Raw genomic sequence first — 17862 nt, 5'->3', positions numbered from 1 at the left:
ATTTCTGTGATGAGACTGGGGGAGGGTTTGTAAGAGCCTACATTTCCCCGAAAATTATCTATTGCCATATTTTCCAGACTTTATAAGCATGACCGTAAAATCTTATCTTCCGCTTTGCGCTTTGCTCGTTACATTCTTGTTCACTAACCTAAAGACAAAAGCTGAGGTAAAACTTCCACAGCTAATCAGTAATCGAATGGTGCTACAACGAAATACAGATTTAAAGATCTGGGGTTGGGCCAATGTAAATGAGAAAGTTAAACTTTCTTTCAACAATAGAAAGTTTGAGACAATTACCGGTAACGACGGGAAGTGGTTGATTATGCTTCCCAAAATGAAAGCCGGGGGCCCATATACCATGACCATTGAAGGGCGGAATTTGATCACATTAACCGATATTTTAATTGGAGACGTATATTTTTGTGCCGGACAATCTAACATGGTGTTAGCAATGGAAAGACTGAAGGAAAATTATCCAAACGAAGTTAAGAACGATAATTTTCCCCAGATCAGGAATTTCTTTGTACCCACTAAAGCTGATGTATCCAAAGAATCACTGGATCTACCAAAAGGGGAGTGGAAGTTGGCATCAGGTAAAGAATTGCTTGAGTTTGGAGGCGTTACTTATTTCTTTGCAAAGAAACTCTATCAAAAATACAAAATTCCTATTGGGATCATTAATTCCAGCGTAGGTGGAACACCAATAGAGGCATGGATGAGTATGGATGCGTTTAAAGGTTTTCCTTCAGTTGAAGCCCAGATCAAAAACTTTCGGGATACCACCTATATGAACAACCTAAAAAAACAGGGGCTACCAATACCAGGTAAAAGCTTGCAATCTTCCTATGTGCCAAAAACATGGCATAAGTTCTGGATGCCAGGCTATTGGGCAGATCAGGGTGTGAGAAACCTAAATGGCATCCTGTCCTTCAAAAAGGAAATTGATGTTCCTGCGGGGATGACAGGCGTACAGGCAAAACTTTTTATGGGGCGTATTATCGATGCTGATTCCACTTTCGTAAATGGCGTTTTTGTGGGCAATATCACTTATCAGTATCCTCCAAGAAGATACAATGTGCCAGCAAACCTGTTAAAACCTGGAAAAAACACCATTTTAGTAAAAGTTACAAATACAATGGGCAAAGGTGGCTTTGTGCCTGATAAAAATTATTCGCTACAGGCCAACGGACAGATAATTGACTTAAGAGGCGAATGGGATTACCAGGTGAACCAGGTATTTCCTAAACCAAGCTATTCCCCGTCAGGGCAACAAATTATCCAGCCAATTGTGGCCCAAAGTTCTCCTACAGGACTTTACAATACCATGGTTGCACCTGCAATCAATTATAGTATAAGTGGCTTTTTATGGTACCAGGGTGAAACAAATGCAGGCAAGCCAAGAGAATACGCCAAACTGCTACCTGCACTAATTAACGATTGGAGGAATAAATGGGGCTTAGGCAATATTCCGTTTTTATTTGCACAACTACCCAATTATATGGAGGTTGATTATGTTCCCGTTGAGAGCGACTGGGCACAACTTCGGCAGAGCCAACTCCAAACCTTAAAAGTACCAAATACAGGAATGTCTGTTGGGCTCGGTGCCGGCGAATGGAATGATATTCATCCCCTGAATAAAAAAACAATTGGTGAGCGCTTGGCTTTATGGGCCAATAAGCTCATTTATGGTGAAAAAAACATCGTTTATTCAGGTCCGATCTACAGATCAGCAACAGTGCAAGGCAATAAGGTGACTCTGCATTTTGATCATGTGGGAAGTGGACTAACTGCAAAAGACGAACCCGAACTTTATCATTTTGCCATTGCAGGTGCCGATAAAAAATATATTTGGGCCAAGGCTAAAATTGAAGGTAATACTGTAATTGTTTGGAACGATAGCATTGCCAGCCCTGTTGCTGTTCGATACGCCTGGGCGGATAATCCCGACGGTGCAAATTTGTACAATGCAGAGGGCTTGCCGGCATCTCCGTTCGAGGCTGAAATAAAATAGTTTAAATTAGGGGTGTTAACTATATTTACGCACAAAGCAAATATAAATCCACAGTGTACCAAGGCAAGCTAAGCGAGCCCTGCACTAGTACAAATCACAATCCAGATCGCTAAAGCGTGAATCTATTGTTATGATGTTAAAACGAGTATCAGGTATAAGCGCAATGTCACTTCTAGGGATATTGTTATTGATGTGCACTATTGTAAAGGGGCAAGGTAACCCCAATTTCATTACCCTTAATACTAAAAATGGCCTTTCTTCTAATACTGTAAATACAATCCTGCAAGATCATAATGGCCTTGTATGGTTTGGTACCAGCGATGGACTGAATAAGTTCGATGGTACCAATTTTACCGTTTATACCACTAAAAGTGGCGATAGTACGAGCATTCCGTCTAACAATATCTCGGCACTTTTAGAAGATCGGAAAGGAAGACTTTGGGTGGGTACAAACGGAGGAGGCCTGGCTTACTATGATGCTAAGAAAAATACATTTAAATCATTTGTAGGTGAAGGTATCCCGAATCGTAACGTCCCATTTAATGTATTAACACTCTACGAAGATAGAACCGGAAATATCTGGGTAGGCACTTTTGGTGGCTACCGGGTGATCAATACCAAAACGTTTAAGGTAAAAAATGTAGGTATCGGTGCATTGATGGGCAACGGTTCCAGCGTGCTTTCTTTTCTTCAAGGTAGTGGTAATAAGATATGGATCGGCACCAATTTAGGGCTTTTGGCGCTTAATTTAACCACTGGTGCCACCGAGAAGTTTATCCATCATCCCAATGACCCTTCAGGCCTTACTGATAATTTCATTAAAACTATTGTGAAGGATGAAAAAGGCCGGATATTTTTTGGTACCTATAATGGCCTCAATATGTTGTTGGATGATGAAAAGCATTTCAAATCCTTTTTGCAATCGGGTGATAAATTGTTTTCAAACGACATTATTTATGCTGCCAGATTGGAAAAAGGAGGTAAATTGTGGTTAGGAACCGAGGATGGGGTAACTATTTTCGATACCGCCACCGAGCTTTTCTCAAACATTCGTCCCAACAAACGCGAAACCTTTGGTCTTAGTCATAAGTCGGTTAGAAGCATTTGTATGGCTAATAATGGCATTATTTGGCTAGGTACCTACCAGGGTGGCGTTAATAAATTCGATCCAAATTTAGCACTGTTTAATCTAAAGCGTAGCAGCCCGTTTGATCCTAAAGGACTTTCATCACCCATTGTCACTTCCTTTGCCGAATTCTCAAAACGAAAAATCTTTGTGGGCACTGATGGTGGGGGATTACACTTTTTCGATCGTGATAAAGGTGTGTTCGAACATATTGACATTAAGAGCAAAATAGATTTTTCCCGAAATCCATTGTCCATCCTTACGCTAATGCTCGATTCAAGGGGCACGCTTTGGGTGGGGACTTATCAGCATGGCTTGTTTGCCTATAATCCCAAAACCAAAACTTACAAACAATTCCTGGCCGGACCATCGGCAACTGATCTTAGCCAAAACGAAATTTTCGCTATCAAAGAAGATAGCAAGGGTTTGATATGGATTGGTACAAACGGAGCTGGTGTTAATGTATTTGATTATAAGACGAATTCATTTACCCGGTACGGCACTCAATCCTCGCCACCTATGGTTCTCCCTAGCAATGGTTTTATACGTGCAATTGTTGAAGATCCTTACGGAAATATGTGGATATCATCCAGCGGAACGGGAATAGCCGTATTTCAACGCAACAACGGGAAATTTAAAGTATATCGAAAAGTAAATAGTGGGCTTTCTAATGATGTGGTATTGAGTTTGTTATGTGATAGTAGGGGGAATATATGGGCCGGAACCGATGGTGCAGGGCTCGATCTTTTCAATCGCCGTACCGGAAAATTTACCAATTTTAACGAAACAAACGGCTTGCCTAATGCTATTGTTTACAAAATATTGGAAGGCAGAGACGGACTGATTTGGTTCAGTACCGATAATGGCATCAGTTGTCTTGATCCAGAAACAAAAAAAATAAAAAATTTCGGACGTCCCAATGGAGTGCAAGACAGTCCTTTTATATTGAGTTCGGGAATCAGTACTTCAGATGGTGAGCTTTATTTTGGCGGCCAAGACGGTTTCAATTATTTTAATCCGCTCGAATTGCCTACCAATAATGTGGTTCCAAATGTGCTGCTTACCGAATTAAAGGTAGCCAATACTGTTGTACTTCCTGGTGAAAAATCACCTATTCAAGAGCAAATTGGCTTTGCAAAAAAAATTAAACTGAGTTATGGGCAAAATTTCTCAATTAGTTATGTAGCGTTAAATTACACAGCGCCCCAACAAAACCACTATTCTTATCGCCTTGTTGGCTTGGATGATGGTTGGAATGAAGTTGGTAAAGAGAAAACAGCATATTATACAAATTTGGACCCGGGAGATTACATTTTTCAGGTAAGGGCAAGTAACAATGACGGGGTTTGGAGTGATAAAATCACTTCAATTTCTGTTCATATACAACCACCCTTTTGGAGAACGATTTATGCTTATGTTTTTTATGCAGTCTTAATTGGTACAATCTTATTTGCCATTAGGCGACGGGGCATTCAGCGCATTAAACAGCAACTTGCCATTGAACAAGCCCAGATCAATGCTGAACAAAAGATCCTGCAGCAGCGAAAGGATGCCGAACGTGCCCATGCGTTAGATATACAAAAGATCAAATTCCTCACCAATTTAAGCCATGAGTTTAGAACACCGATTTCATTGATTTTGGCACCCGTTGATAAGTTGCTTGCCGTTAAACAGGAATCTGCTGTAGCCGGTCAGGTAAAGATGATCCGTAGAAATGCGCGAAGACTGTTAAATCTGGTAAATCAACTGCTCGATTTTAGAAAAATGGAAGAACAGGAACTGAAGTTGAACCTGAGCGAGGCCGATCTCATTACTTTTATCAGTGAAGCCGCAGAAGCATTCCAGGATCTTTCGGAACGTAAGAAAATTTCACTTCGCATTAACAGCGATATTAAAAAACTGAAAACGCATTTTGATCAGGATAAAATGGAAAGGATTATATTTAATCTGCTTTCTAATGCATTTAAATTTACAAAAGAAGGTGGGGAAGTATCTCTTAACATGTTCCTAAGATCCGCTGCCGATCAGACTAAGCCTGTGTTTTGTATTGAAGTTTCTGATACAGGGATAGGCATTGCACATCAAAGTAAAGATAGGGTGTTCGATCGTTTTTTTATGGATAACAATGTGAGTTCTATCTTAAATCAAGGCAGTGGAATCGGGTTGTCGATTGTAAAAGAGTTTGTAGAACTGCACGGTGGACAGATTACCGTAGAAAGTGAACTTGGAAAAGGAACAGCATTTTTGGTTTCGATGCCAGTTGAGATAGTGGATGAAGAAAATGATCAGGAGGTTGATGATACAGCCTATAGTTTTACGAACGAAGAACTGGATGAATCCGTTACTGAATCAACAACTAATGAGGTCAAGATGCCCACAATCCTTTTGGTTGAAGACAATGAGGAATTTAGGTTTTACCTAAAAGATAGTCTGCAGCCTTTTTATCATATTATAGAGGCATCAAACGGTAAAGAAGGATGGCAGAAAACGCTTTCCGGGCACCCGCAATTAGTTGTTACCGACATCAGCATGCCGGAAATGAATGGCATTGAGCTAAGCCAGAAAATAAAGGCAGACAAAAGAACAAGTCATATCCCAGTTATCCTGTTAACCGCAATCAGTGGAGAAGAGGATCAGGTTAAAGGCCTGAAATCTGGTGCCAACGACTACCTCACCAAGCCTTTTAATTTTGATATTCTCCATGCAAAAATCGACAACTTATTGTTGTTTAATCGCTCGGTAAAAAATGCGTATTCTAAACAGGTACAGGTACAGGCTAAAGAAATCGAAATTGAGTCTAGCGAAGTTAAGTTGTTGAATAAAATCGTTCAGTATATTGATGAGAAGCTTAACAATCCAGAACTCTCAGTAGAGGAACTCAGCAGGCATGTGGGCATGAGCCGGGGTTCTCTCTACCACAAACTGCTCGAAATTACCGGTTTAACACCAATCGAATACATTAGATCCGTAAAACTGGAAAGGGCGGTAGAATTATTGGAGAAAAGTGATTACAATGTTGCACAGATCGCATACATGACTGGTTTTGGTACACCAAGCTATTTTTCGAAGCTTTTTAAAGCGCAGTTTAATATGCTTCCCTCCGAATATATCAATGTAAAACGAAAAGATAAACGCGTGAAGCTTTAAAATCCATCTCAGTATATTTCTTGTTTAAGAAACTTGAATTCGATTAACAATGTGGCTTTTAGGGCCATTCTTTAGGTATTTTAGTATTGGTGCCGTCATCCTGACGGATAATTTATTGTATAAAATCAATATAAATGACATTTAATTATTGATCTTGTGCGATATGTAATTCCCCTCTTTCAGACGGGTGACCGCAGGACGGGGTATTTTATTAGTCCTAGCCGGACAGGCTTCTTTCTTTTTGGCGTCAAAAAGAAACAAAAAACACCGGCTGAAAATTTTTCTTTCGAAGCTAGTAGGTTGGCTTGGGCAGTGCAGCCCGAAAAATTTGTTAGGCCGGATTTAAGTAGAACGGGGAGACGGTGCTATGGCCTAGCTGGACGGAAATGCAAAATTGTTATAAACCATTCATATTTAAATAATTACAATATAACGTCAATGGTAGCGCAGCGGAAAGCTACGCAGTAAACCTAGCCTTAACAAGCTCACCGAAGGTAATTCATTTCAGGGTCTTAATGGCAGGAAAGATGCTGATCCCGAACATTCGGGACAGCATGACGATCGCATGACGTAAAGCGGCTGTAAAATACTTACTATGACTCTATCAATCGAACTCAGGTTGAAAACAAACATCTGGAGCTTTCTTTTAAACAAATGGCTCATGCAAGTAAGGCTGTAGATGTTAGTTTTGAGCATAACCAACGTGCATTTTATGAAAAAACTTCTTCTATTGATCGCCTTTCTTTATACTGGCTATTCGTACGGACAAATTAAATTTACAAACCCGATTATGGCAGGGTTTTATCCTGATCCCAGTGTAACCAAAGTGGGAAGCGATTATTACCTTGTTAATTCAACCTTCGCCTACTTTCCGGGGGTTCCGGTGTTCCATAGCAAGGATTTAAAAAATTGGAAGCAGATCGGCAATGTGATCGATCGCCCGTCACAAATGACTTTTTTCGGTGATCGTACCTCTAGAGGGCTTTTTGCACCTTCAATCAATTATTATAAAGGGACATTTTATATGACCTGTACCAATATCGATAAGCGCGGAAATTTTGTAATGACGTCAAAAAAACCTGAAGGACCATGGAGTGATCCCGTTTGGTTACCGCAAGTGAGAGGGATTGACCCCTCACTGTTTTTTGATCAGGACAAAGCCTACATCGTTTATAACAGCGATGCGCCAGATAATAAACCCCTATATCCAGGACACCGAACCATCCGTACTTTTCAATTTGATCCAGTGGGTTTAAAAGTAGTGGGTGAAGAAGTTCAGCTGGTAAATGGTGGGGTAGACATCAGCAAAAAACCGGTCTGGATTGAAGGCCCGCACATTTTTAAACGTGGCGATTGGTATTATCTCTGTGCTGCCGAAGGAGGTACTTCCGTTAATCACTCACAGGTAATTTTAAGAAGTAAGCAAGCCACCGGACCTTATGTTCCTTATGAGAAAAACCCGATATTGACACAACGCGATTTAGATCCAAACCGTAAAGATCCGATTACCTCTACCGGTCATGCAGAATTGGTTGATGGTCCAGACGGTAAAACTTATGCGATTTTCCTGGCTGTAAGACCTTATGAAGGCAATCATTATAATACTGGGAGGGAAACATTTATCGCGCCGGTTAAATGGGTAGATGGCTGGCCAATCATTAATCCAGACCAAAAAGAAGTTCAATATAGTTATACTGCTGATTTTAAGGAAGTAAAACAGATTGCCCCGCCACAAAGTGGAAACTTTGCCTACAGAACTACCTTTGATAAAAAACTTGATCAATCGTTATTGTTTCTAAGAACCAATGATACCAGCTGGTATAGTTTAGATAAAGAAAATGGCTTAACAATGAAGTTACTGCCAGAAACGTGTATGGGGTTGGGAAATCCGGCATTTATCGGTAAAAGACAGCAGCATTTAACCGGTAGCGCTTCAACTCAGATGACCTTTACGGCATCGCAGCCAAATGAAAAAGCAGGGATGCTTATCTTTCAAGGTGAATATAATTTTTACTATATCTGCAAATCAATAAAAGATGGCAGGCAGATCGTTCAGCTTTACAAAGGAAATCGGACCACAAAAGGTATGGACTTGATTATTGAAACTCCGGTAAAAGCTAAAACCCTGCAGTTTAAAATAGAAGCTAATCGAGGGCTTTATAATTTTCTGTACGCTGAAAGCCCGGGTAAATGGAAAATATTGAAGGATAAAGTGGATGGGAAGTTTTTGAGTACTGAAACCGCGGGAGGTTTTGTCGGCTCACTTTATGCGCTTTATGGTACTTCATCCGGAGAAAACACTAAAAGTACAGCGTCTTTTAAATGGTTAGATTATAGTGGCAATGATGCCATTTACAAGCAAAAATAAATAAGACAGGTTTCTGTTGAACACATTGCCTGAAGCATATTGAAAAATATTGATGTTACCTAAACTATCTGCGAAAAGCTCCTCCAGATTGATTAGTGAAAAAAACCTCGCAGGTGCTGTAATACCTGCGAGGTTTTTTTGTTTAAACATAGGGTGAGATTCTATTTCGCCGAAAATGTCCAAAAATCAATATTTACTTCTGGTTTTTCTGCGCCTTTAATGGTTAGAAAAAGATCTTGTTTTCCCGTTGCACCATCAACTTTGCAGCTCACTTCTTTCCAGGCCTGCGCATCACCAGTATTTGGCACGGCAAGTGTTCCAATTACTTTTCCGTCAGAGCTGCCTAATCGGAGTTCAATTTTATTGTACTTTCCAATACTTGCTACCGAAGCTGAAAAACGTTTTGCTCCTTTGCCGAAGTCTACGCCCCTAACTTTTATCCAATCTCCGTTTTTAATATGCGTAACATTTAAACCACCTTTGCTGCATGTTTCAGTTTTAACACCTTGTTGATCACTCATCGTTTCGGCCTCCACACGCATGTAGGGATTTAATCCTTCCACCTGTGGTACTCCATCTGCCGTGTAGGTTACCTGTTCGATACTGCCATCGGCTTTGTAATTTAGCACCTCAACAGCCAGATTTCTTTTAAATTCTGTGGGGATTCCCAATTTGTATGCTACAGCCCTGTTGTGGTAGGTGTGGTACCATTGTCCTTTAAATTCGAAAATTCCCTGGTGGTTGTTGTTATTGTTTTTTGGCGGTTGTGCGGCAACAATTCCTCCATAAGTAAATCCAGTTGTGGGGCTTTTACTCATCATATAATCGATGCGCATCTGTGCTTTCGGATTGGTTGAGTAGGAGAAATAATAAATCCCATTGCGCTTATGCATCCACGAAGCCTCAAAAAATGCAGGAGCAGTAATAGAAGTTGCAGGTCCATCTACGCTGATCATATCACGGTTAAGTTTAATTACCCGAACGTTGCTCTCGCCGTTGCCACCAAAATACATATAGGCCTGGCCATCGTCATCAATAAAGGTCATCGGATCGAATAACCACATGTTTGGCGCAGGAAGTACACCTGGCGTTTCGGTTTCAACAAGTTTTTTTCCAATGGGATCTTTAAATGGCCCTATCGGACTGCTTGAAGTTGCTACGCCGATGCCATTGCCGCCATTTCCGAAGTATAGAAAAATTTTGCCGTCGCGGGCAATTGCTGCTGGGGCCCAGGTTCTGCCTGCCCAGGCTACATCTCTTGGTGCTTCAAATACCACACCATGGTCTGTCCAGTTTTTCATGTCGCTGCTCGAAATGCAAACGATCGATTTCATTTTGTATCCGCTATTTTTATTGTAGGAGTTCTCATCGTCGTTAGATGCGTAGAGATAAACTCTTCCGTTGTAAACAAGGGTACCAGGATCTGCCAAATGACGGTAACCGACTATAACATCATCGGCGGAGCTGATTTGAGCGATTGTAAGAAGAAACAGAAAAGCGCAGAAGGCTAAGATGGATTTAAGGTTCATAAAAAGATAAATTTGGTTAATTTCAATCAATGCCGCTAAATTATTGAGAACCTTAGTCAGCAACTACTTTATTTCGTCAATTTTACTAGCACATTTGGTTAGTTTGCTTGTTTTTCTGTAACGGGATGGATTGAATTAAGAACATTTGTAACATAGATTTGAACAAAGCAGTTCGTTGATCTGCATATTTCTGAATAGCTTTGAATACCGAATATAAACGCAGTGCAAGTTGAAAAGCTGACTAACCTGATGAAGAATCTGAAATTATTTACATTATCGCTCTTTTTTGTGCTAAATACAGTTTGTGTTGATGCACAAAAAGCGACAAATCCGCTCATTTTTGCTGATGTGCCCGATCTTTCGATGATCAGAGTAGGGAAAGTGTATTACATGAGCAGCACTACGATGCACATGAATCCCGGTGTGCCCATCATGAAATCAACCGATCTGGTAAACTGGAAAATTGTAAGTTACGCTTATGATACCCTCGGAAATGCTGACGAATTAACTTTATCCAATGGAAAATGGGATTATGGTCGGGGATCGTGGGCAAGTAGTCTTCGTTTTCATCAAGGTATTTATTATGTAAGTACTTTTTCTGGTACCACAGGCAAAACGTATATCTACAGTACAAAAGATATCGAAAAAGGCCCGTGGAAACTTACGTCTTTTAAACCTTCGCTCCATGATCACTCCCTGTTTTTTGAGGATGGAAAAGTTTACATGGTATACGGTACAGGCAAAATTACTTTGGTGGAATTAAAGGAAGATTTAACTGGAATAAAGCCTGACGCGAAGCCCATAACAATTATCGAAAACGCAAGTCTTCCCACAGGTACTGGTGCCGGATTACCAGCTGAGGGCTCCCAACTGTTTAAAATTAATGGCAAATATTATCTTTTTAACATTACCTGGCCACGAAATGGGATGCGTACAGTTGTGGTACACTGTTCCGACAAACTTATGGGGCCATATGAAGGGCGGGTAGCACTTAGAGACAAGGGTGTTGCGCAGGGCGGTTTAATCAGTACGCCAGAAGGAAAATGGTTTTCTTATCTTTTTAGAGATTTTGGATCCGTTGGCCGCATTCCATATTTAGTTCCGGTTACCTGGGAAGATGGCTGGCCGGTGTTGGGTGTTGATGGTAAAGTTCCGGAAACATTAGAACTTCCCGTTAGTAGCGGCTTAATTCCCGGCATTGTGGCATCAGACGAATTTATCCGCAAAAAAGGCGAGCCCGCGCTTCCACTGGTATGGCAATGGAACCACAATCCAGACCATGCGTTTTGGTCGCTAACCAAACGCCCGGGATTTTTACGGATTACCACCTCAAGATTGGATACTAATATTCTTCTGGCCCGCAATACATTAACCCAGCGTACTATTGGGCCCGTATCAACCGCAATCACTTCAATTGATATTTCCAATATGAAAACCGGAGACCAGGCGGGATTGATGTTGCTGCAACGCAAATTTGGCTGGGTTGGCGTAAAACATACAGGGTCAAAGAAAACGGTGGTAACGGTAAGTGCCCAAAGCGGCACTGTAAATGGTGAAGATGTTCCAGCCAGACAGCAAACCGTTTATCTCAAAGCAAGATGTGATTTTGAGAACCGAACAGATAAATGTTATTTTTTTTACAGCTTTGATGGCAAAACCTGGAAACCAATAGGGGAGCCGCTGCAAATGTCGTATACGCTTCCCCATTTTATAGGCTACCGTTTCGGACTGTTTAATTACGCAACTGAAAATGCTGGAGGATATGTTGACTTCGATTATTTTAGGATGGAGGCAAAATAGAATAGTTTTCAGCCTAATCTTATCCAAGGGATAAATCGGAAAAAGATATCACTCTGAGGTGAATTTATTGTATAAAATCAATATGAGTGACGTTTAATTGATTTCTTTTGCCTTAAGGAGCGGTCTTGCCTCGGCTCGCCGCCGCCGAAGGGCTCTTTCTTTTTGGCATCAAAAAGAAACAAAAAATGCCGGCTGAAAATTTTTCTTTAGAGGTCAGTGGGGTGGCTTGAGTAGTGCGGTCCGAAAAATTTGTTAGGCCGGATGTCAGTAGAACGGGGATACAGTGCTAAGGCCTAGCTGAATGGAAATGCGAAAGTCGATAAATGTTGATTAATAATGATTTGTAAAATAATGTCAATGATAGGCTTAATTTATTGTATAAAATCAATATAAATGACAGGAGAATTTAAGAGATTAAATCTCCTCAGATTATCGTCATTGCGAGAAGGCTTTTTCAGCCGACGAAGCAATCTTACAACGATCGCTACTAGCGTGTGCATTAAGATTATTCATCTTTGCATGTGTTTTTTAAAGGTATTCATGAGCTCACTTTGTTCGGTTATCTTCGTTCCTCGCAATGACGACCTTTCTTTTGGATCCGTTATTGACACCCTAGTCGGAGGGCATTTATTCGCTGTATTGCGTGTTTTTTACCCCCAGATTTCTCAATTCGTGAAACCTAGGGATAATAATAACATTACTGGGATTAATTTGATCAATTGCTTCAGTTCCCTATAACAACCTTATTTTCAACTTATACTTATTCAACCCATGGTTCAATCATTTGGATTGTTCCATCGGCGTTGTGCTTCAATTCGGTCACTTTCACATTTCTAAGGTGGGTTTTTCCTGAAAGCTGGGTGTCGTGGTAAAAGATATACCATTTGCCTTTTATCTCTAAAATAGAATGATGGGTAGTCCAACCTTGAACGGGTTTCATAAAAGTGCCTTCGTAAACAAATGGTCCGTAAGGTTTGTCGCCAATCGCATACGCTAAATAATGGGTATCACCTGTTGAATAAGTGAAATAATATTTACCATTAAATTTGTGCATCCAGGCACCTTCAAAGAAACGTCTGTCGTGATCGTTAGTGAGTAGTGCTTTTCCTTGTTTATCTACTAGTTGAACATCTTTCACTTCACCATCAAATGATAACATATCACTGCTCAATTTCGCTACTTTAGCGCTCAATGCAGGTTCATTTTCTTTCTGTGAGTCGGTTTTAGATCCATTGGCATCATATTTTCCGTTATTCCAACGCTGCAACTGCCCGCCCCAAATTCCACCAAAGTACATGTAACTTGCGCCATCAGTATCTGTAAACACCGCCGGATCGATACTATAACTTCCTTTAATGGGTTCAGGTTCAGCCTTAAATGGTCCTGCTGGATTTTTTGATGTAGCAACACCTATTCTAAATACATCAGATTTATCTTTAACCGGGAAATACAGATAATAGGTTCCGTTTTTAAAGGCAGCATCCGGTGCCCAAAGTTGCCTGCCGGCCCATGGAATGTCTTTTATGCTTAAAGCCACACCGTGATCGGTAACTTTACCATTAACACTATCCATGCTCAAAATGTGGTAATCTCTCATGTCAAAATGATCACCATTGTCATTTTCCGGAGTGCCAGTCTCGATATCATGTGAAGGGTAAACATAAATTTTTCCATTAAAAACATGCGCAGACGGATCGGCCGTATAAATTTTGGAGATTATAGGCTGCGATAAGTAGCTGGTTTTTTTAGGCACCTTTGTCGTTTCCTTTTCTGCTTTTTGGTTTGCTTGCTGGCAGGAGCTGGCAATTGCCATTCCCATAATGGATGTAAAAAGGGTGATTTTTTTTAATTCGTTAATCATGTTGCTCATGGTTTTGGTTAATTTAATTTCGTTTGCTTTTAATGCTTTCTGGTGGTCCTAAATAACTTGGTTTTAATTCTCCAAGATCGAGTACTAATTTTTGCAGTACCACGCCTGGATTAATCATCCAATAGTTGATGGTGTGTTTTCCGGTTTTGTTAAAGACAAGGGGAGTTTTAAAAATTTTGATGTTGTTGGCTACCGATTGTCCCCAGGCATAATCAGAGGTATAATCCTTGCTGATATTAACTACTATGGGAGGTTGCGCGTCTAATGACACGGCAAACTTTAATCCATCTTTCCCATTAAAATCAATAGTAGGGGAGATAAAGGTATTTAAGGTAAAATTGCCCGTTTCAGTTACAAAAATATCGTAAGCTAAATGTGGTGAACTTTCGCCAGGCTGCTGAATTGGTGAAGTCACAGGTGTTGCGATTACGCCGCCCCTGGTTTTTCCGTAATTTGGAATGGTTTTCCAAAAAATAGGTCTGCTGTTTACCGCTCTGCTATAACTTGTCGCTTCCATAGAAATATAGCCGTTATCAGGGAGGAATAAATTAGCAGGTAAGTTGGTTGGTATAATGTTTTCGGTTTTAATTGGGATGGTGATGTTCGATTTATCACTACCTGAAATGAGAATTTCACTTGTTATAGTGTTTTTTGGAGCTTTATTCCAATCAATGCTGATCTGAATTTTCTGATCATCGTTAAGTGGTCCCTTTTTACTGCTAAACATTACATAATCAGGTGCTTTGATGTCGTATTTCATTTCACCTGCACCTGTTCTAAAAATTTCGAGTGTATGTGATGTATTTGCAAGCGCTGAAAAAGTGAAGCCTTGCGCTACCTTTGTTTTTCCTGTAAAGTGAAGCTCCGAGTTCTCCAGTGAAACACCCAGATTGGTAGTAGTATTGTTAATCAGCGTAATTTTAGGGATAATATTGCTATCAGGCTGCTGCCAGGAAGCGTAACCGATATGCGTTTGATCCATCATATGGTCCCATTTTCCTCCAGCTAGTGTTTTGTTGTAGTAAGTGCTGATTTCGGCATCCCGCTTAAATAGAGAATCAACTTTACCGGCGAAACTATTGGTTGAAAATCTGCCCTGTTTGGCATATAGTTTGTTTTTGGCTACCGCGAGATACATCTCATATAAATTAGCCACAGCCTCAATGGGATAAAGAATCAATTGATAATATGCATCTTTTTGATTGTCAGGTAATTGATGATGTGTTGTGATTGCTTGTTCTTTAAGTTTTTTAAAATCAGCGGTAACTTGTTCGAACTCGTTATAGTTGCTTAAACTATAAATATTTGCATGAAGTAGTTCTGGTTTAATTCTACCTGCGTATTTTAGGTAAGTATCTATATGGCTGGCAATTGCTGTTGCGTTTTCATTGCCAAACTGGTTGGCCGACCAATTAATTGTGTAGTCCATTAATTTATCGGCCGGGATGGCGTCAGGATTCCAGGCGTAATCTAAAAAGAACTGGATGGGGAACTCCATTGGTTTTAAATCGCCTACGTTTACGATCCAGATCTGATTGGCATCATGTTCGTAAGCCAATCGCATTTGTTCCCAAATTTTTTGGATAGGGTTGGTGTTTACCCATTTGTAATTTCTAGGGCCACCCACGTAGTCGAAATGATAATAAATCCCATAACCGCCTTTTCTGGGCGCTTCACCTAAACCTGGCAATTTTCTAATGTTGCCCCAATTATCATCGCATAAAAGTAACGTTACATCATCGGGAACGCGCATCCCTTTGTCGTAATAATCTTGAACTTCCTTATACAAGGCCCATAGCTGTGGCGTTTGTGCTGCAGGTTTTTTGGTTACTTTTTCAATTATTTCACGTTGATCTTTTACAATTTTTTCCAATAGGGCGGTAGCCGTGCCTGTAGACATGGGCTCGTCGCCATCGCCACGCATGCCAACAGTAATGATCTGTTCTTTATCGGCTACACGTTGCAGGCCGCTTTCCCAAAATGCACGTAACTGTTCTGGATTTTGATCATAGTTCCATTTGCCGCCTTTATATCTTTTCCACTCATCATGGGCCCGTGTTAGGGGTTCGTGATGAGAAGTTCCAATCACTACGCCGTACTCGTCGGCTAAAACAGGGTTGAGTTTATCGTCGTCGTTAAATGCACTTCCCCACATGGCTGGCCATAAATAATTTCCTTTTAAGCGAAGAATCAATTCGAATACCTTCTCATAAAACTTATGGTTAAAACCCCCAAATTCTTTTCTGCTCCATCCCGAAAGTGCAGGCGCTTCGTCATTTAAAAATATCCCCCGGTATTTTACCGCAGGTGAAGAAATTACATGACGCCCCGCAATAACATAGAGCGAACTGCTTTTTTTTACAGGAATATCAGCCCAATAATACCATGGCGAAACACCAATTTGAGAAGAGAGCTCGTATATTCCATATATCGTTCCCCGCTTATCGCTTCCTGCAATTACTAAAGCAGAATCTATGTCCTTAATTGGGTTTTTAATCACTTGAATTATTGTGGCTTCCCATTTTCCGGCAATTTCAGAGACATTTAGACTACGGTTCCTGATCATTTCGTCGATGATTTTGCTGTTGCCGATAGTGCCAATGATGATAGGCATGCCGGTTGTTTTATCCGTTAAAAATTCGGGTTCAAGTCCACTTACCTTTTTAATATCGTTTTGAAGATTTTGGGCGGCACGTATAGCGCCTGGCCATTCGTTGGCACTTACTAAAATGGAAGGTACCTTACCTTTGCTCACCACAGCAAAACTTCCGGGCAAATAAGTATTTACCGTAATTGGACCGAGCCCAGCGGCTTGTGCAATGAGGACGTTGAAAAGGAATAAGACTAGCGGAAATATTTTCTTCATTACTTAAAATTTAATAACGCTCCAATAGGCTTTTTTTGGTTTTAATTGCGTGTCGAAAAGTAAGGGGTAATTTTTGCGGCCGGGTACCGGATAACCATCCAGCCAGGTGCGGCGATCTGAAATGTTCCAGAATGTAACGTTGGTGATTACATTTTTATACTTTCTGAACACGTTGAACACCATTTTGTACTTTGCAACCTGTTGAGCTTCAAGTTCGGCGGTGTAAGCATCGCTTTCATCCACACGTTTGGCACGTTTATTTTTCTCCCATGGATAAATGGAAAGATCTAACTCGGTAAACTGTATTTTAAGGCCTAAAGATGAATAGCGTTTAATTGCGGTAACGAGTTCATTTTCACTAGGTTCGTAGATAGACCAATGCGCTTGAAGGCCAACCCCATCTATAGGTACACCCTTGTCTTTCAGGCTTTTGAGCAACTTGTATACGCGTTCTCTTTTTTCTGGTCGTTCGGTATTATAATCATTGTAATAAAGTTTTGCATCAGGATCGGCGGCATGTGCATATTCAAAAGCTTTAATGATAAAGTCTTCACCACAGATTTGGTACCATTTCGAATTTCGTAAGTATTTTGTAGAATCATCGTCAATGGCTTCATTTACAACATCCCAGGCATATATTTTCCCCTTATATCGCCCAACTACGGCATCAATATGTGCCTTTAATCGTTGTAGCAATACTATTTTACTTACTTCCTTTCCCTCTTTATCTGTGAAAAACCATGAAGGTGCCTGTTCGTGCCAACATAAATTATGTCCACGTACTTTGATGTTGTTTAGCGTTGCAAAGCTGATAATCGAATCGGCTTCCCGCCAATTAAATTTTCCCTCAACAGGCTGCATCGACTCCATTTTCATGGCGTTTTCTGCTGTAATGCTGTTAAAATGTTTTTTGATCAGTGTACTTTCCTCTCCGCTCAGATTTCTTTTGCCAACGGCAACACCAATTGAGAAGTAATCTTTGTAAAAATCTCTTAAACCCCTGCTATCTGTTTGGTAACTGGAAAGCGATTGCCCCGTTTTACATCCTCCGAAACCCAGTACGAAGAATAGAGATAGGATATAACTTGAAAATATATTTTTGGCACTCATTGTATCTTGATCAGTTTGGAAAAGTATAGGCTATT

At 40.5% G+C, this 17862-nt stretch carries 8 protein-coding genes; 4 read left to right on the top strand and 4 right to left on the bottom strand.

Annotated elements, in window-relative coordinates:
* Positions 1 to 88: 88 nt before the first annotated feature.
* The 3 genes from EYS08_RS08635 (at position 89) to EYS08_RS08625 (ending at position 8652) form a co-directional block, all read left to right on the top strand.
* Complete coding sequence (locus EYS08_RS08635; RefSeq protein WP_131029649.1) at positions 89 to 2011, top strand: sialate O-acetylesterase; 1923 nt, start codon at positions 89 to 91, stop codon at positions 2009 to 2011.
* 130 nt (positions 2012 to 2141) lie between these two features.
* On the top strand, positions 2142 to 6284 hold the full coding sequence (locus EYS08_RS08630; protein ID WP_131029648.1) for a hybrid sensor histidine kinase/response regulator transcription factor: 4143 nt from the start codon (positions 2142 to 2144) through the stop codon (positions 6282 to 6284).
* Positions 6285 to 6996: 712 nt separating this feature from the next.
* Positions 6997 to 8652, top strand: a complete 1656-nt coding sequence (locus EYS08_RS08625) for a glycoside hydrolase family 43 protein (RefSeq protein WP_131029647.1) — start codon at positions 6997 to 6999, stop codon at positions 8650 to 8652.
* A gap of 161 nt (positions 8653 to 8813) precedes the next feature.
* Here the strand turns inward: EYS08_RS08625 and EYS08_RS08620 are convergent, their stop codons facing one another.
* Positions 8814 to 10181, bottom strand: coding sequence for a glycoside hydrolase family 43 protein (locus tag EYS08_RS08620; RefSeq protein WP_131029646.1), 1368 nt, complete (start codon positions 10179 to 10181; stop codon positions 8814 to 8816).
* Between the two features lie 249 nt (positions 10182 to 10430).
* On the opposite strand from EYS08_RS08620, the gene EYS08_RS08615 reads away from it, so the two are divergent.
* Positions 10431 to 11981 carry a glycoside hydrolase family 43 protein gene (locus EYS08_RS08615; RefSeq protein ID WP_131029645.1) on the top strand — a complete coding sequence of 517 codons (1551 nt, stop codon included), beginning with the start codon at positions 10431 to 10433 and terminating at the stop codon, positions 11979 to 11981.
* A 760-nt stretch (positions 11982 to 12741) separates the two neighbouring features.
* On the opposite strand, the gene EYS08_RS08610 is transcribed toward EYS08_RS08615, so the two are convergent.
* The 3 genes from EYS08_RS08610 to EYS08_RS08600 are packed head-to-tail and all read right to left on the bottom strand — an operon-like array spanning position 12742 to position 17827.
* Entirely contained in the window at positions 12742 to 13842 is a 1101-nt protein-coding gene (locus tag EYS08_RS08610) for a glycoside hydrolase family 43 protein (RefSeq protein WP_244215902.1), read from the bottom strand.
* Positions 13843 to 13864: 22 nt separating this feature from the next.
* The gene (locus tag EYS08_RS08605) at positions 13865 to 16717 is read right to left on the bottom strand and encodes a glycosyl hydrolase 115 family protein (RefSeq protein WP_131029644.1); all 2853 of its coding nucleotides are present in this window, start codon (positions 16715 to 16717) and stop codon (positions 13865 to 13867) included.
* A gap of 3 nt (positions 16718 to 16720) precedes the next feature.
* Entirely contained in the window at positions 16721 to 17827 is a 1107-nt protein-coding gene (locus EYS08_RS08600; protein WP_131029643.1) for an endo-1,4-beta-xylanase, read from the bottom strand.
* Positions 17828 to 17862: the final 35 nt, after the last annotated feature.

It is taken from the genome of Pedobacter kyonggii, from assembly GCF_004310665.1.
GTDB classification, from domain to species: Bacteria; Bacteroidota; Bacteroidia; order Sphingobacteriales; family Sphingobacteriaceae; genus Pedobacter; species Pedobacter kyonggii.
This window is presented reverse-complemented; position numbering and strand designations above follow the sequence as displayed.